We start from the raw sequence: 16,579 nt of genomic DNA, 5'->3' as shown, positions 1-16,579 counted from the left end.
CTGCCGAGCCGCGAAGGGCTGGCGCGCCTCGCCGACAAGTCGGGGACGCCGGCCGAGCGGGCCGCGGCGCGCGTGCAGTTGGCGCTGGCGCGGCTCCGCGGCGGCGATCTGGCGACGGCGCTCCGTCTCGTCGGCGAGGCGCTCGAAGTCGACCACGAGGGGATGTCGGCCCTCGACACGCTCCCCGAACTGCTCGTCGCGGTGAGCGGCATGGACCTCACCTCGCTGCCGGACACGCCGGGCAGCCTCTCGCCGGAGGCCGCGGCCGGATGGGCCGTCGTCCGCATCGCGCTCGCGCAGCGGCTGGGCCTCGGCGGGCAGGCGGGGGACGCCGTGAAGCGGTTCCTCGCCGGCAAGGAAGGCCTTCATCCGCGCGTCCGGCTCTGGGCGGGGCGGGTGCTGCTGGAGCAGGACGACCTCGACGGCGCCACCGAAGCGCTGCTCGGTCTGGAGTCGGAGGTCGCGGGGAAGCCGAAGCTGGTCGAGGAATTGGTCGAGGCCGTCTCGGCGCTCGTCACGCGCAATCCCGGCGACCAGCGGGCGATGGACCTGCTGCTCCGGCTGACGATCTCGGAGGATGATCGGACCGGCGGGCAGGCGGGGGCGCAGAACGCGGCGGAAGCGCCGGCGCCGGCGTCCGCGCCGGCCTCGCCGGGCTGGTCCGCCTATCCGCCGTCCCCCGAGGACGAGATCGCCACGACGCCGGTCGTGGCGACGGGCGCGGTTCCCGCGGCGCCGCCGCCGCGCCGCGACGCGCCGGTCTACCGCAAGTACGCCGACCGCGAAGAGGACCGCCGCCCGGAGCCGTCGTCGCCGGAGGCGGGCGCTCCGCTGTCGTTCGAGGCGCAGGCCCGTCTGCTGGAGGCGCAGGCCCTCGTCCGGCAGGGGTTGATGCACGAGGCGCGGAACGCGCTGGAGTCGATCGATCCGGCGCTGCGCGACCATCCCGCCGTCGCCGAACTGTGGGCCCTGGTGCGGCCGACGCGCGCGCCGGCGCGCGGCGGGGCGCCGAGCGCGGAAGCGGCGGACGACGACGCGATGTTCGTCTTCATGGACGAGGAAGCGGAGGATCGCGCGGCCGCGACGCCGCCGGCGCCGCCCCAGGCCGAACCGCCGCCGGCGCCGGCGCCCGCGGCGCCCTCGGCCATCGACGTCAGCCTCGCCGGCATCGACCTCGCGCAGCTCGAGCACTCGATCAACAAGGCCGTCGATCCGGGCGACGCCGAGATGAACTACCAGATGGCGCTCGGCCTCGTCGAGATGGGGCTGTACGACCAGGCGGCGCCGCTGCTCGAGCCGGTCCTCGGCGATCCGGCGCGGCGCGTGGACGCGGTCGTGCTCCTCTCGCGCGTCCGCGCCGCCGCGGGGCAGCAGGAACGGGCCTATCAGGAGGCCTTGGCCGTCTACTTCGCGGCGGACCAGCTCGCGCCGAGCCTGCGCGCGGAGCTCCTCGCCGTGCTGGCGGAGCTCGCGCTGCAGACCGACCGGGTCAAGGACGCCGTCGTCTTCCAGCGCGAACTGACGCGGCTCGAGCCGCGGCATCCGGCCGCGCGCCGCCTGCAGGAGCGGATCGCGCTCGCCTCGGGACAGCGATCGGCATGAACAAGACATTGGGCTGCGTGTGGGACGACGCCGAGGACGGCGCCTTGGCGATGGCGCGCGACGAGGCGACGCTCGAGGCGCTGCAGGACGGCGCGGGGCTCGACTTCCTGCTGCGCGCGCACCGCTGGGCGACGCCGACGGTGACGCTCGGCCGCGCGCAGGCCGTTCCTCCGGAACTGCTCGCCGACGCGCGGGAGGCGGGGGTGCGGATCGCGCGCCGGCCGACCGGCGGCGGCTGGCTGCTGCATCTTCCCGGCGATCTGGCGTTGACGTTCGCGGTGCGGGGGCCGCTCGGTCCCGGCGACCTGCGGACCGCCGCCCGCCGCACGGCGCAGGGAATCGCCGCGGGGCTGACGGCGTGCGGCGCGCCGGCGCTGGTCTTCGGCGGCATGGCCCAGCCGGCGACGCGCGCCGAGGTCTGCTTCATGCGCGCCGACCGGGACGAGGTCCTCGTCGGCGAGACGAAGGTCGCGGGGGTCGCGCTGGCGCGGTTCGGCCGCTCGGCGCTCGTCCAGTCGGCGCTGCCGCTCGTCTCGGCGACGCCCGAGCTGCGCGCCTTCGCCGGTCGCTGGGATCCGAAGCGGGACGAGGCGGCGGCGGCGAGCGCCTCGCCGGACCACCGCGCGCTCTGGAGCGCCGCGGCGGCCGAGCTGTCGCGGCTGCTGCGGGCCGAGGCGCGCGAGTGGGCGTGGCCGGAGGCGGACGCCGCGCGCGCGGTCGAGCTGCTCGCGTCGAAGTACGCCCGGGACGAGTTCACCGTCTCGGGGCGGATCTGAAGAACCTCGTGACCCGAAAGGGCGGCCGCGCGCTTCTCGCCCTCGGCCTCGCGTCGGCGTTGATCGCCGGCGCCGGCGCGGTCGTCGCGGGCGCGCCGCCGCGGGTCGTCGCGGGCGCGCCGACGCGGACCGCCGCGAAGCGTCAGGTCGTCGTCCAAGTGCTGCATCGCGCCGCGCGCGCGCCGTCGGGCGCGCTCCTCGCGGACGCCGCGGGACGGGCCGCGGACGCCGCCGCGGCGGCGCTCGCGGGACGGGGCGCGGCGCTCGAGGCGTGGGCCGTTCTCTTCGGCCAAGGGCGGTCCGTGACGATCGTCGCCGCGCCGCAGGAAGGGGAACTGGCCGCGGCGGTCGCGGAGCGGCTGCGGATCCTCGCCGGGGACGAGCGGCGGGTGCGGATCGTCGGCGACGACGCCGCGCCGCGCGGCCGCTTCGTCGTCGTCGCCGCGCCGGACTGGAAGGACGGCGCCCCGACGATCGACCTCCGTCGCCGGCGCGGCGCCGCGCTGGTGCTCGTCGATCTCTTCGAGCCGCGGATCGACGGCGCGCCGTGGCGCGCGGACGAAGTGCTCGCCGCGCGCGACGCCGGCGCGGCCGACGCCGCGCTGCGCGCCGTTCTCGCGCGCCGCGCCGGGACCGCCGCCGCGGGCGAGATCGCCGGCGCCTCGGCGCTGGCCTGGCGCCGCGTCGGAATCGAATAATCGGCCGCGCCGCGGTCACACGGGCGCCGCGTCGGAATCGCGTAGTCGGCCGCGCGGCGGCGCCAAGCGCGCGCGGCGGCCTCGGTCAGGGATCGACGATCGCGGGGAGCGGCCGCATCTGGCCGCTGCGGTTGATCCCCTCCACCTGCGCCGGCCAGTCGTCGCGGCCGCGCGCCGCGCCGTAGCGGACCCCGCCGCTCTCCTTCGCCCAAAGCGCCTCGGCGCCCTCGGCGACCTCCTGCTGGAAGCGCGCGAAGTCCTTGGCCGACCAGGCGAGCGGGATCGTCCCCGCGAGATCGCCCCACGAGTAGTGCAGCTCCTTGCCGCCCTCGCCGACGATGAACTTCTCCGGCGCGATCGTCGTCAGCCGCGCCGCGTCGAGCGTCGGGATCACCAGCGCTCCCTGCGCCGTCAGCGGATACCCCTGGATCGGGTAGGGGAGGCGCGCGCGGAGATGGTCGCGCGTCGTGCAGCTCTTCTGCGGCGCCTTCCCTTCGGCGAACGGCGCGGCGAACGTCTTTTCGCAGCCGAGCTCCGGCCCGCCGCGCAGGCCGGTGGCCAGGTCGAGCGTCGCCGTCTCCATTCCCTGCGGCCGCGGGAACTCCTCGCTCGGCCGCCCGGCGAGCCCTTCGTCCATGAAGCGCAGCCAGATCGGCAGCGCGGCGCGGGAGCCGGTCTCGCCCCGTCCGAGGCTCTGGCGCTGGTCGTAGCCGACCCACGCCCCGGCGGCGACCGAAGGGGTCGCGCCGATGAACCAGGCGTCGGTGTAGTCGTCGGTCGTGCCGGTCTTGCCGATCGTCGGCCGCCCGAGGCGGAGCGCGTCGGCGGCGGTGCCGCGCGTCGTCGGCCCCTTGAGCATTTCCGAGGCCTGCGCGGCGACCTCCGGCGTCAGGACTTCCTTCGTCTCGGCCTTCGACGACCAGAGCTCCTGCCCGTCGGCGCTCTGCACCGAGCGGACCATCCGCGGCGCGACGAGCGTCCCGCCGTTGGCGAAGGCGCCGTAGGCGGCGACGATGTCGATCAGCTTCACCTCGAACGCGCCGAGCGCGAGCGAGGGATAGGCGCGCAGCGCGGTGTGGACGCCGAGCCGCTTGCCCATCTCGATCGCCGGCGCGTAGCCGAGCGCGTCGAGCAGCCGCACGGTGGGGATGTTGCGGGAGTGGTCGAGCGCGTGCTGGAGCGTGATCAGCCCTTCGTACTTCTGGTCGTAGTTCTCCGGCTTGTACGGCGCGGGAATGCCCGGCTCCGTCCAGACGGTCGGAACGTCCCAGACGAGCTGCCCCGGCGAGATCCCTTGCTCCAGCGCCGCGACGTAGATGAACGGCTTGAAGGCCGAGCCGGCCTGCCGCGCCGCCTGCGTCGCGCGGTCGAACTCGCTGCGGTCGAAGTCCTTTCCGCCGACGAGGGCGAGGACCTCGCCGTCGCGCGGATCGAGCGCGAGGAACGCCGCCTCGCAATTCGGGTCGCTGGCCAGCTCGATCTGCGTCGGCGCCCCCGCGCCGTCGGTCTCGAGCACCTTCACCGGATAGATCTTCCCCGGAACGATCAGCCCCTGCGTGACGCGGCGGCCGGTCCAGGCGATCTCGCGCGCGCCGATCGTGAAGCGCCGCGCGCCGATCCGCACCTCGGCGGCCTCGAGCCCGGTGGACGTCGCGACCGCCGGCACGATGTCGCCGGCGCGGAGGGCGTCGCTCCACGACGGGTCGTCGTAGTCGCTCGGGTCGCCGTTCTCGGGGATCGCCTGGCCGACCGGCACGGAGCGGTGGCGCCGCCCGAACTCGTCGAGGCCGGCGGCCACGGCGCGCTCCGCGGCGCGCTGGAGCTTCGGGTCGAGCGTCGTGCGGACCTGCAGCCCGGAGCGGTAGAGCGCCTCCTCGCCGAACTGCTTGAGCAGGAAGCGGCGCACTTCCTCGACGAAGAACTGGCCGTAGACGCGGCGCGTCGCGGTCGGCGAGATGCCGAGCGGCGCGGCCTTCGCGGCGTCGGCCTCGGCGCGGGTCAGCACCCCTTCGTCCACCATCCGGTCGAGGACGTGGGCGCGGCGGGCGAGGGCGAGGCGCGGGGCCTTGATCGGCGAATAGCCTTCCGGACGCTGCGGCAGCCCGGCGAGGAGCGCCGCCTCGGGCAGCGTCAGGTTCTTGGCCTTCTTGTTGAAGTAGAACTCCGAGGCCGCCTCGATGCCGTAGCGGCCGTGGCCGAGGTAGATCCGGTTGCAGTAGAGCTCGAGGATCTCGCGCTTCGTGTAGCGGCGCTCGATCGAGAGGGCGAGGATCATCTCGCGCAGCTTGCGGGTGACCGTCTTGCTCGGGTAGAGGAAGGTGTCGCGGGCCAACTGCTGCGTGATCGTGCTGCCGCCCTGGCCGAAGTGGAGCGTCGTCGCCGTCGCCAGTCCGGCGCGGGCGATCGCCTTGAGGTCGATTCCGATGTGCCGCTCGAAGCGCGGGTCTTCCGTCGCCAGAAGCGCCTTGACGAAGATCGGGCTGATCTTGTCCAGCGTCACCGGCGTGCGCCGCTGCTCGGCGAAGGAGTAGAGCCGGCCCCCGTTGCGGTCGAGCAGGACCGTCATCTGCGGCAGGCGCTGCAGGTCCATCGCGTCGGTGCTCGGCAGACCGCGGCTCAGGATGAAGCCGAACCCCACGCCGGCCATCAGCAGGGCGACGTTGAGCCAGAGCAGAACCCGGAGGAAGCGGCGGCTTAAGAATCGCATGACGTTACTCTAGCCCGACTCGCCGTCCCCCGCGCGCCCACCAAAGGGCGGCCGCCGCGGCCACAATCGCCGGAACCGTGACGAGCAGGGCCGAGGCCAGGCCGTCGGCCCCGCCGCCCGCGGTTTCGCTCCGCAGGCCGACCAGCTGCGGGCTGAGCGCGTCGCCGAGGAGATGGATCAGCAGGACGTTGACGGCGGCCCCGAGGGCCCGCGCGCCGGCCGGCAGGACGCTGACCGTCAAGGCGTTGACCGGGCTGGTGTTGACGAAGAGCAGCAGCATCCCGAGGAAGAACAGGGCCAGCGCGGCGCCGTACGAGCCGACCTTCAGGCTCGCGACGACGACCGGGGCGGCGAGGAGCAGCGTGCCGGCGGAGAGGGCGATCCCCGCGTCGGGGAAGCGGCGCTGCCAGCGGTCGGTGATCGCGCCGCCGGCCAGCGTGCCGAGGATCCCGGTCGCCACGGCGAGGCCGCCGAAGACCAGCCCCGCCTCGCCGGTCGAGACGCCGAACCGCCGCTGGAGCAGCGTCGGCGCCCAGTGGGCGAGGGCGCCCATGGCGAAGGTGTAGCCGACGTAGCAGGCGGTGCAGGCCCGCCAGGCGCGGTTCCCGAGGACCATCGAAAGGCGCGCCCTCAGGGAGAGCCCCGCCGCGGGGTCGCCGCCGTCCATCGCGCCGCGCGGCGGATCGGGGAGGCGCCACAAGAGGAACGCGACGAACGCTCCGGGGAGGCCGACGACGAAGAACGCCGCCCTCCAGCCCCAGAGCTGCGCCGCGCCGCCGCCGAGGGCGTAGCCGAGCGCCGAGCCGAGGGGGATCGCCAGATAGAACCAGGTGAAGCGCTTCGCCCGCTCCGACTCGGCGAAGAGGTCGGAGAGGATCGCCGGGGCGAGCGCGGCGTACGACGCCTCGCCGACGCCGACGAGGCCGCGCGTCAGCAGAAGCTGCCCGTAGCTCGCGGCGCCGGCGGCGAGCGCCGTGCAGCCGCTGAAGATCAGGACGCCGAGCGCGGCGAGGCGGGTGCGGGAACGCCTCTCGGCGAGCGCGCCGAAGATCGGCGCGGCGATCATGTAGACGACGAGGAAGACGAACGGGAACCGCCCGAGCTGCGCGTCGGTCAGCTTGAGGTCGCGCCCCATCGGCTCGAGGACGGCGGCGACGACGAAGCGGTCCACGTAGTTGAGCAGGTTGACGGCGGCGAGCACCGCGAGCGCGCGGCGCGCGGCGTCGTTCCGGCCGGGGGCCGTTGGACTCATAATGGCGCTCCGCACGGGCGGAGAGGATACGACATGACGACAGTCCGGCGCCGCGACGATGGTGGGCCGACCCTCCTGACGGCCGACGACCTGTTCCTGTTCAACCAGGGGACGCACTACCGGCTCTACGAGAAGCTGGGGGCGCACCCGCTCGAACTGGACGGCCGGCGCGGGACCTACTTCGCCGTCTGGGCGCCGAACGCCGACCACGTTTCGGTCGTCGGCGACTTCAACGACTGGCGTCCGGGCGCGACGACGCTCGAGACGCGCGGCGGCTCCGGGATCTGGGAGGGGTTCGTCGAAGGGGTCGGGCCGGGGGCGCTCTACAAGTACCACGTCGCCAACCCGGCGAACGGGCACCAGGCCGACAAGGCCGATCCGTACGGCTTCGCCTTCGAGGCGGCGCCGCGCACCGCCTCGCGCGTCTGGGACCTCGCCTACGAGTGGGGCGACGGGGAGTGGATGGCCTCGCGGCGCGGACGGAACTCGCTCGGCGCGCCGATGTCGATCTACGAAGTCCATCTCGGCTCGTGGGCGCGCGGCGAGGACGGCGGGTACCTCGACTACCGCGAGCTCGCGGCGCGCCTCGCCGACCACGTCGAGCGGCTCGGCTTCACCCACGTCGAGCTGATGCCGGTGATGGAGCACCCGTTCTACGGCTCGTGGGGCTACCAGTGCACCGGCTTCTTCGCGCCGACGGCCCGCTACGGGACGCCGCAGGACTTCATGGCGTTCGTGGACCTGCTGCACCGGCGCGGGATCGGCGTGATCCTCGACTGGGTTCCCTCGCACTTCCCGACCGACGCGCACGGCCTGGGGTACTTCGACGGCACGCACCTCTACGAGCACGCCGACCCGCGCCAGGGGTTCCATCCGGACTGGGCGAGCGCGATCTTCAACTACGGCCGCAACGAGGTGCGCGACTTCCTGATCGGCAGCGCGCTCTTCTGGCTCGACAAGTACCACGCCGACGGGCTGCGGGTGGACGCCGTCGCCTCGATGCTCTACCTCGACTACTCGCGCAAGGAAGGGGAGTGGATCCCCAACGACTACGGCGGGCGGGAGAACATCGCCGCGATCGCGCTGCTGCGCGACCTCAACGCCGAGGTCTACCGCGCGTTCCCCGACGTCCAGACGTTCGCCGAGGAGTCCACGGCCTGGCCGATGGTCTCGCGTCCCGCCTACGCCGGCGGGCTCGGCTTCGGCCTGAAGTGGGACATGGGGTGGATGCACGACACGCTCGAGTACATGTCGAAGGACCCGATCCACCGCCGGTGGCACCACGGGCAGCTGACGTTCCGCATGATCTACGCCTTCCACGAGAACTTCGTCATGCCCCTCTCGCACGACGAGGTGGTGCACGGGAAGGCGTCGCTGCTGCACAAGATGCCGGGGGACGACTGGCGCCGCTTCGCCAACCTGCGGCTGCTCTACGGCTACATGCACGCGATGCCGGGGAAGAAGCTGCTCTTCATGGGCGGCGAGTTCGCGCAGCGCGGGGAGTGGAACCACGACGAGGGGCTGGAGTGGGACCTGCTGCGCTGGGCGCCGCACCAAGGGATCGCCCGCTGGGTCGGCGACCTCAACCGGCTGCACCGCGCCGAGCCGGCGCTGCACGCGCGCGACGCCGAGCCGGCGGGGTTCGAGTGGATCGACTGCACCGACGCCGACGCCTGCGTGCTGGCGTTCGCGCGCCGCGGCGCGGCGGGGGACCGGCCGGTCCTCGCGGTCTTCAACGTCACGCCGGTGCCGCGCGACGGGTACCGCGTCGGCGCGCCGCTGCCGGGCGTCTGGCGCGAACTGCTCAACAGCGACGCCGAGTGCTACGGCGGGTCGAACGTCGGCAACGCCGGGGCGGTGGCGACGGAGCCGATCCCCTGCCACGGCCGCGCGCAGTCGCTCTCGCTGCGGCTCCCGCCGTTGGGCGCGGTCTTCTTCGCTCCGGAAGGTTGACGGTCGCGCGGCGCCGCGCCGCGCGGCGCGTTGAACGCGGATCGAGGCGGAGTCGGCGCTTCGCGGGACGGGCGGTCAGGCGCCCGGCGCGGCGGCGCCGGCCGGCGTCTCGCGCCCGGCGGCGACCGCCGACTCGAGGAACCGCACGAGCGCCCCGGCGACGTTGCGCCCGGAGGCGCGCTCGATCCCTTCGAGGCCCGGCGAGGCGTTGACCTCGAGCACGCGCGGTCCGTCGGGGGAGTCGAGGACGTCCACGCCGGCCATCTCCAGGCCGAGCGCGCGCGCCGCCTCGACCGCCAGCCGCCGCCGCGCCTCGTCGGGCGCGAACCCCTCGGCGCGCGCCCCCTGGTGGATGTTCGCGCGGAACTCTCCCTCGGCGGTCCAGCGGCGCATCGCGGCGACGACCTTGCGGCCGACGACGAAGAACCGCTCGTCGCAGGCGTGCGGCAGGAACGGCTGCAGCAGCGCGTGGCGGCGCGCCGCGGCGAGCGCCTCGACGACCGACGCGGCGGAGGCGGCGGAGTCGAGGAGCATCACCCCCGCGCCGAGCGCGCCGTCGCTGAACTTGACGATGCAGGGCGGGCCGCCGAGCCGCTCGACCGCGTCGCGGACGTCGGACCCGGCGCGCACGAGGCAGGTGGGGACGATCGGCACGCCGCGCGAGGCGAGGATCTGCAGCGTGCGCAGCTTGTCGTGGGCCCGCGCCGTCGGCTCGGCGCGGTTGAGGCAACAGGCGCCGTCCTGCTCGATCTGCCGCAGCACGGCGAGGGCGTGGCCGGAGTTCGTCGCGCCGACCCGCGCGACGAGGGCGTCGGGCGTCGGCAACGGCGCGCCGTTGGCGAAGACGCGGGAACGGCCGTTGTCCAGCTCCACCGCGCAGCGCCACGGATCGACGACGCGCACCTCGTGGCCGCGGGCGATGCCGACGAGCCCCAGGCGGCGCGTGCTGTAGAGCGAGCGACTGCGCGACAGAACGACGAGATTCACTCTGTGCCTCCGCCGCCGATTGTACGGCGCCGGGCGCGGTTGACAGCCTTCGCCGCCGCCGCGAGGATGTGCGCCCCGGCGCGCGGCGTCGGCGCGGAGAGTTCGCGCGGCCGCCTGCGGGGCGCGCGCCCCGGCGCGCGGACGATGGCCCTTCGGCCGGCGCGCCGGCGCGGAAGGCGAAAGGAGCGATCGTGCGGCGGGTCGGCGTTCTCCTCACCGGCTGCGGGGCGCTGGACGGCGGCGACATCCACGAGGCCGTCTTCGCCGCCCTCGCGCTCGAGCGGCGCGGCGCGCGCGTCCTGCACCTCGCTCCGCGGGGAGAGCAGGCGGACGTCGCGGACCATCTCACGGGCAACGTCCGCGAGGACTCTGCGCCCCGCGGCATGATGGCGGAGGCGGCGCGGATCGCCCGCGGAAGGATCGAGGAGCTGCGCCCCGAGTCGGTCTCCGACCTCGACGCGCTGATCGTCGTCGGCGGGATGGGGGCGGCGAAGAGCCTCTTCGTGGACGCGCTGGTCGCGGGGCGCGCGGCGCGGCTGCGGGACGAAGTCGCGGCGCCGCTGGCCGCGATGCGGGAACGGGGCGCGCCGCTCGGAGGCTCGGGGCTGGGCTACCTGACGCTGCGGGCCCTCGAACCCGAGTGGGACTTCGATCCGTTCGCCGTCGGGCCGGCGGAGCCTGTCGCGGACGACGCGCGGCGCCTCGTCTGGGCGCCCGGCTTCCTCGTCGCGCGGACGCTCGACGAGGCGGCGCGGGGGATCGAGGCGATGGTGGAGAAGCTGCTCGCGCTCGCGGCCTCGTCCGGCGGGCGCCCTGAGGAGCCGAAGCGATGAAGCGGGGCCGCCGGACGCTGGTCAAGTTCTTCAAGCTCGTTCCCAAGCCGCTGGTGTGGCGCTTCGCCAAGGGGTACATCGCCGGCGCGCGCCTCGAGGACGCCGTGCGCACGGTGCGGGCGCTCAACGGGGAAGGGTGCCGCGCGACGGTGGACGTGCTGGGGGAGGACGTCGCCGACGAACGGGAGGTCCAGGGGTTCGTGGACGCCTACCGCCGCACGATCGAGGCGATCGTCCGCGAAGGGCTCGACGCGAACGTCTCGATCAAGCCGAGCGCGATGGGGCTGAAGATCGACCCGGCGCTCGCGCTGCGCGCCGCGGGGGACGTCGTCCGCGCCGCCGGGAAGCACGGGATGTTCGTGCGGATCGACATGGAGGACTCCTCGACGGTGGACGCGACGTTCGACCTTTACGCGCGGCTGCGCGCGGAGGGGAACGAGAACGTCGGCGTCGTGCTCCAGGCGATGCTCCGCCGCACGCTGGCCGACGCCGCGCGCCTCGCCGCCGAGGGCGCCAACGTGCGCCTCGTCAAGGGGATCTACGTCGAGCCGCGCCCGGTCGCGTTCGGCGAGTTCGACGCGGTGCGGCAGTCGTACGCGCGTCTCGCGGAACTGCTGCTCGCCGCCCCGCGCGGCTACACGGCGATCGCCACGCACGACGAATGGCTGGCGGTCGAGGCGCGCCACGCCGCGGCGCGGCTCGGCGCCGGCCGGGATCGGTTCGAGTTCCAGATGCTGCTCGGCGTCGATCCGCTGCTGCGGCGGACGCTGGTCGCCGAAGGGTACGGGATGCGCGTCTACGTGCCGTTCGGCGCGGGGTGGCACGGCTACTCGATCCGCCGCCTCGTCGAGAACCCGCGGGTCGCGGGGCACGTCGCCCGCGCCGCCCTCGGGCTCGGGCCGAAGACGGAGTGACCGCGCCGGTGCGCCTCTTCGCCCTCGCCGATCCGCACCTCTCGCTCGCCCGTCCCAAGCCGATGGACGTCTTCGGCGAGTTGTGGCGCGACCACGCCGGGCGGCTCGCCGCGGCGTGGGACGCGGCGGTCGGCCCGGACGACGTCGTGCTCGTCGCCGGGGACGTGAGCTGGGCCCGCACGCTCGCCGAGGCCGCGCCCGATCTGGCGTACCTCGCGGCCCGGCCCGGCCGGCTCAAGCTGCTGCTGCGCGGCAACCACGATTCGTGGTGGGGCTCCGCGGCGAAGGTCCGCGCCGCGCTGCCGCCGACGCTGGCGATCATGCAGCACGAGGCGCTTCGCCTGCCGGAAGGGATCGTCGTCTGCGGAACGCGCGGCTGGAACCTTCCCTCGACGCCGTGGTTCGACGAGGAGCGCGATCCGGCGCTCTACCGGCGCGAGGTCGAGCGGCTCGATCTCTCGCTCGCCGAGGCGTCGCGCCTGCGCCTTCCCGGGGACCGGCTCGTGGCGATGCTGCACTACCCGCCGCTCGGGCCGGGGGACGAGACGAGCGAGGTGCTGGAACGGCTGGCGGCCGCGGGGGTCGAACTCGCGGTCTACGGCCACCTGCACGGCGAGGACCACGCCTGGGCGCCGCAGGGCGTCCGCCGGGGGGTCGAGCTCCGCTTCGTGGCCGTGGACTACACCGGGTTCGCGCCGGTCCCTCTCCTCGAACGCTGAGCGGGCGGCGCCGCGCCGCCGGACAGCGCGTCGAGCGCGGGACGGGCGGCGGGGCCGAGCGACGGGGCCAGCGCCTCCGCGGCGATCCGGCTGACCTTCCGCTCCTCGTCGTCGCGGTGGCCGACGCGGGTCTCCTCGAACGCCGCGAGCCCCGAGGCGAAACGCACGAGATGGACCAGCTCGTGGGAGAGGGCGTAGGCGAGGACGTTGTCGAGGCCGTGGCGCCGCGCGAGGCGCAGGACGACCGGATCGCGCAGGACGATCCGCCAGCGGGGCGGCCGCGACGAGTCGGCGATCTCCAGCGCGACGATCTGGGCCATCGTTCCGGGGGCGAACGTCAGCGCCGGATGATCGGCGGCCGAGGCGAGGTCGTAGCGGAAGCGGGAGGCCCATTCGCGCGGCTGGATCGCATAGAACGCCGCGACGCTGCGCTCGGCGACGTCGAGCGCCCGCGCCAAGGCGTCGCGCCAAGGCGGATCGACGAGCCGGCGGGCCGGCGCTGGACGAGTTTCGTCGCTCATGCGTCTTTGACAGTCAAGCCCGGCGATTCTACAGTCATCCTCGGCAGGGCGCAGGGGTTGTACGTCCGAGCGCCGAGGTGATTCGCCATGCCGATCTACGAGTACCGCTGCAAGCAGTGCCACGATGAAATCGAGAAGATCCAGCAGTTCTCGGACAAGCCGCTGACGAAGTGCGAGAAGTGCGGCGGCCGGCTCGAGAAGCTCCTGTCGCATTCCACGTTCGTGCTGAAGGGCGGCGGCTGGTATTCGGACGGCTACCGTTCGACCGGCAAGGGCTCGTCCAGCTCTTCCTCCTCCAAGTAGAGCGGCCGTCGCGTCCCGTTCTCGTCGGGGCCGGATCTGGCTGATCTTTCAAGCAGTTGACCGCTTCGCCCCGGCCGGGGTAAGATTCCCGGCGAGGCGGAGCGTTTTTTGCACGCGCCGCCGACCGGAAGGCAGATGACCCCTAGGCGGCTTCTCCGCATCCTCGTGGCCTTGGCGCTCCTCGGTCTCGGGCGGGCGGGGGACGCCGTGCGTCGCGCCGCGCCGCGGCTGGCTCTTCGCCGCGTTTCTCCTCGATTCCGCTTCTGGGTTGTTGCGCTTGGCGACCTCGCGCCGCGCCGGCTTCGGCCGGTCCGCCGAGTTGACTTGGACGTTTACGCGGGACGTGCCCGATTGCGTTTGGCCTCGGCGGCCAGGCTCCGCGGGAGCTTGGCAGCGGTCGCGGCGCTCGGCGGCGGACGGCTTCGTCCGTGCGCGGCGCCGGCCGGTCCGCCGGGGTGCGGGGCCGTTTCGTTCCGCTGACCCGTTCGGGGTCGATCTCCTTCCGGCAGCGGTCCGCCTGACGCGGGCCACCGGGAGGATTCGATGCACCTTCTCGCGGAGGTGATGCCGTTCCCGGCTCTGGCGGTTTCCGTCGCCGTCGGCGTCGTGGCTCTGGCTTTGGGGCTGATCGTCGGCACGGCCGTCGGCCGGATGCTCGCCGCGCGCCAAGGAAAGGGGTTCCTCGCCAACGCCCGGCTGCAGGCGGACGCGGCGCTGGAGCTGGCGAAGAGCCGCGCGCTCGAGGAGTCGCGGGCGATCGTCGCGCAGGCGGAGGAAGAGGCCGCGCGTCGCCGCGAGGAAGTGGCGGGCGAAGAGCGCGAGCGTCAGAAGCAACTGCGCGAGGTCGAGGAAGAGAACGAGCGGCGGCACCGCCGCCTCGTGGACCGCGACCGCGCCCTGACGCGGCGCGACCAACTGCTCAAGGAACGGGAAGAGGACATCGACCGGCGGCGCTCCGAGCTGCTGCGGCAGCGGGAGGACCTCGAGAAGCTCGAAGAGCAGGCGATGCAGCGGCTCGAGGAGAACGCCGGGATGACCCGCGAGGAGGCGAAGCGGGAGCTGGTCGAGGCGCTGCGGGTCGAGGCGCGGCAGAGCGCCGCGGGCGAGGTCCGCGCGATCAAGGAGGAAGTGCAGCTCAACGCCGACCGCGAGGCGCAGAAGATCATGGCGCTGGCGATCGAGCGGCTGGCCTCCGACTTCGCGTCGGAGCGGACGGTCTCCAGCGTTCCGCTGCCGGACGGCGCGATCCGCGGCCGGATCATCGGCGTCGAGGGACGGAACATCCGCGCCTTCGAGAAGCTGACCGGGATGCAGCTCGTCCTCGACGAGGACCCGGCGCAGGTCGTCGTGTCCGGCTTCAATCCGGTGAAGCGCGAGATCGCGCGCCGCGCCCTCGAGAAGCTGGTCGAGGGGGGGACGATCCACCCGCGCAAGATCCAGCAGGTCGTCGCCGTCACGCGCCGCAAGGTCGAGCAGGAGATGTTCCAGACCGGGCAGGAGGTCGTGGACGAGTTCAAGTTCAAGGACGTCCACCCCGAGATCATCGCCCTGCTCGGGCGGCTCAAGTACCGCACGAGCTACGGCCAGAACGTGCTCGACCACGTGAAGGAAGCGGCGCGGATCTGCGGGATGATGGCGGTCGAACTCGGCCTCGAGCAGAAGCTGGCCGAGCGGGCGGCGCTGCTCCACGACATCGGCAAGGCGGTGGACTTCGAGCGCGAGGGCACGCACCCCGAGATCGGCGGCGAGCTGGCGCGGCGCTACGGCGAGCCGCCGGTCGTCGTCAACGCCATCGAGTCCCACCACGACGACTGCGAGGTGATCCACCCGATCTCCGTCCTCGTCGCCGCGGCCGACGCCCTTTCCGGCGCGCGCCCCGGCGCGCGGCGGCGCACGACCGTTGACTACCTGCGGCGCGTCGCGCGGCTCGAGGAGCTCGCCTCGTCGTTCCAGGGAGTCGAGACCTGCTACGCGCTGCAGGCGGGGCGCGAGATCCGCGTGATCGTCGAGGCGGGGAAGATCGGCGACGACGGCGCGGCGCTTCTGGCGCACGACCTGTCGCAGCGGATCCAGACCGAGATGGACTATCCGGGGCGGATCAAGGTGACGGTGATCCGGGAGCTGCGCGCGCAGGCGGTCGCCCGCTAGCGTCGCGGTCGGCGGCGTCCCTTCCCGCGGCGCGGTCAGGCGGCGGGCGGGAAGGCGGCGCCGAGCAGCTCCCAGAAGCGCGCGCTCTTGGTGAAGCGCAGGTCGGCGGCGGGGGTCGCCGCGGCGAAGCGCGCGACGAGCGCGGTCAGCCCTTCGTGCGGCAATCCCAACTCGTGGACGAACGGCACGCTGGCCGAGATCGTGGCCACCGCGCGTCCCGGCGAGAGCGGCTCGAGGCGGTCCTCCGGCGCTTGGCGCAGGCGGAGCGCCGCGGCGACGGGATAGGCGCCGCGGACGCGGAGCTCGGGCGGGAACTTCATGTGGAAGGGCACGGCGCGGGCGACCGGGACGGCGCCGGAGACGTCGATCAGCGCCATGTCGTCGGAGAGCGCGGGGCGCGGGGCGGAGAAGGCGGTCGCGGTGCTCTTGCCCGCGCCCGAGGGGCCGAAGAAGAGGAACGCCCGTCCGCCGTCGAGCACGGCCGCGCCGTGCAGCAGGAACATCCCGCGCTCGATCGCCAGCAGTTGGCAGGCGACGCGGAGGAAGTTCTCCACCGACATCGCGACGTGGTTCTCGGCGCGGCCGGCGAGGCGCAGCGCGCCGCGGCCGGCGTCGAGGTCGATCGTCCCCTCGGCCCAGTGGGAGCGGATCGAGAAGGCGCGCGGCGCGGTCCGCTCGATCTCCAGCACCGTGGCGCCGCCCGGCGGCGGCAGCGGCACGATCGTTCCTTCGGGCCCTTGCGCGCAGGCGACGACGAGGTCGGGCGCGGCGGCGCCGGGCTGTTCGGCGAAGGCGCCGTAGCGGGGCGCGACGAAGGCGTCCCACGGCGCGGGGAGTCCGGCGAGGCGGACCCGCGCCGCTCCCAGCCGCAGGTCGAAGGTCGATTCCCCGGACGGCAGCGGCCGGGAGGTTGCGTCGTCGTTCATCGGCGGTCCCGCGGGGCGCGCGGCGCGGGAGGGCGCCGCGGCGCCGCGCATCGTAGCGCGGATCGGCGCGCGGCGCGGCCCCGCGAAGGAGCGCGGCGCCTAGGCCGCGGAGGCCTCGGCGCAACGTCCGCGGCGCGCATCGCGTTCGGCGCCGTCGGCGACGAGGAACGAGGCGAGCGCGCCGAGCCCGGCGACCGTCATCGCCGCGGCCATCGGGACGGCGGTGCGGTCGCCCCAGAG

Annotated in this window: 14 protein-coding genes; 9 read left to right on the top strand and 5 right to left on the bottom strand. The window is 74.1% G+C overall.

Annotated elements, in window-relative coordinates; translation table 11 throughout:
* From LLG88_05800 to LLG88_05790, 3 genes are all read left to right on the top strand, one after another.
* On the top strand, nt 1-1,602 hold a 1,602-nt coding region (locus tag LLG88_05800), incomplete at its 5' end, for a hypothetical protein (protein ID MCE5246421.1).
* Entirely contained in the window at nt 1,599-2,378 is a 780-nt protein-coding gene (locus LLG88_05795; GenBank protein MCE5246420.1) for a hypothetical protein, read from the top strand. The genes LLG88_05800 and LLG88_05795, both read left to right, overlap by 4 nt.
* A gap of 8 nt (nt 2,379-2,386) precedes the next feature.
* The gene (locus tag LLG88_05790; GenBank protein MCE5246419.1) at nt 2,387-3,076 is read left to right on the top strand and encodes a hypothetical protein; all 690 of its coding nucleotides are present in this window, start codon (nt 2,387-2,389) and stop codon (nt 3,074-3,076) included.
* Nucleotides 3,077-3,161: 85 nt separating this feature from the next.
* Here LLG88_05790 and LLG88_05785 read toward each other — a convergent pair whose 3' ends face one another.
* Both LLG88_05785 and LLG88_05780 read right to left on the bottom strand, forming a co-directional pair.
* Nucleotides 3,162-5,783 (bottom strand): PBP1A family penicillin-binding protein, encoded by a 2,622-nt coding sequence (locus LLG88_05785; protein ID MCE5246418.1) that lies wholly within the window; start codon nt 5,781-5,783, stop codon nt 3,162-3,164.
* Nucleotides 5,784-5,787: 4 nt separating this feature from the next.
* Nucleotides 5,788-7,035 carry an MFS transporter gene (locus LLG88_05780; GenBank protein ID MCE5246417.1) on the bottom strand — a complete coding sequence of 416 codons (1,248 nt, stop codon included), beginning with the start codon at nt 7,033-7,035 and terminating at the stop codon, nt 5,788-5,790.
* Nucleotides 7,036-7,068: 33 nt separating this feature from the next.
* Between LLG88_05780 and glgB the strand changes: the two genes are divergently transcribed.
* Nucleotides 7,069-8,988, top strand: a complete 1,920-nt coding sequence (gene glgB / locus LLG88_05775; protein MCE5246416.1) for a 1,4-alpha-glucan branching protein GlgB — start codon at nt 7,069-7,071, stop codon at nt 8,986-8,988.
* A 75-nt stretch (nt 8,989-9,063) separates the two neighbouring features.
* Here the strand turns inward: glgB and LLG88_05770 are convergent, their stop codons facing one another.
* Nucleotides 9,064-9,975, bottom strand: a complete 912-nt coding sequence (locus LLG88_05770; GenBank protein ID MCE5246415.1) for a RimK family alpha-L-glutamate ligase — start codon at nt 9,973-9,975, stop codon at nt 9,064-9,066.
* A 191-nt stretch (nt 9,976-10,166) separates the two neighbouring features.
* Between LLG88_05770 and LLG88_05765 the strand changes: the two genes are divergently transcribed.
* From LLG88_05765 to LLG88_05755, 3 genes are read left to right on the top strand one after another with little or no spacing between them, the layout of a single operon-like run.
* Nucleotides 10,167-10,808, top strand: coding sequence for a hypothetical protein (locus LLG88_05765; protein MCE5246414.1), 642 nt, complete (start codon nt 10,167-10,169; stop codon nt 10,806-10,808).
* Nucleotides 10,805-11,722, top strand: a complete 918-nt coding sequence (locus LLG88_05760) for a proline dehydrogenase family protein (GenBank protein MCE5246413.1) — start codon at nt 10,805-10,807, stop codon at nt 11,720-11,722. Before LLG88_05765 ends, LLG88_05760 begins: the two co-directional genes overlap by 4 nt.
* 8 nt (nt 11,723-11,730) lie before the next feature.
* A complete protein-coding gene (locus tag LLG88_05755) occupies nt 11,731-12,441 on the top strand; it encodes a metallophosphoesterase (protein ID MCE5246412.1) in 711 nt (236 codons plus the stop codon).
* Here the strand turns inward: LLG88_05755 and LLG88_05750 are convergent.
* Nucleotides 12,402-12,962 (bottom strand): hypothetical protein, encoded by a 561-nt coding sequence (locus LLG88_05750; protein ID MCE5246411.1) that lies wholly within the window; start codon nt 12,960-12,962, stop codon nt 12,402-12,404. The two genes, LLG88_05755 and LLG88_05750, sit on opposite strands and share 40 nt — an antisense overlap.
* 87 nt (nt 12,963-13,049) lie before the next feature.
* On the opposite strand from LLG88_05750, the gene LLG88_05745 reads away from it, so the two are divergent.
* Together LLG88_05745 and rny are read left to right on the top strand one after the other, a co-directional pair.
* Nucleotides 13,050-13,265, top strand: a complete 216-nt coding sequence (locus LLG88_05745) for a zinc ribbon domain-containing protein (GenBank protein ID MCE5246410.1) — start codon at nt 13,050-13,052, stop codon at nt 13,263-13,265.
* Nucleotides 13,266-13,808: 543 nt separating this feature from the next.
* A complete protein-coding gene (gene rny / locus LLG88_05740) occupies nt 13,809-15,413 on the top strand; it encodes a ribonuclease Y (GenBank protein MCE5246409.1) in 1,605 nt (534 codons plus the stop codon).
* 35 nt (nt 15,414-15,448) lie between these two features.
* On the opposite strand, the gene LLG88_05735 is transcribed toward rny, so the two are convergent.
* The gene (locus LLG88_05735) at nt 15,449-16,339 is read right to left on the bottom strand and encodes a hypothetical protein (GenBank protein ID MCE5246408.1); all 891 of its coding nucleotides are present in this window, start codon (nt 16,337-16,339) and stop codon (nt 15,449-15,451) included.
* Between the last annotated feature and the right edge of the window lie 240 nt (nt 16,340-16,579).

Source organism: bacterium (assembly GCA_021372775.1).
In the GTDB taxonomy this organism is placed as follows: domain Bacteria; phylum Acidobacteriota; class Polarisedimenticolia; order J045; family J045; genus JAJFTU01.
This window is presented reverse-complemented; position numbering and strand designations above follow the sequence as displayed.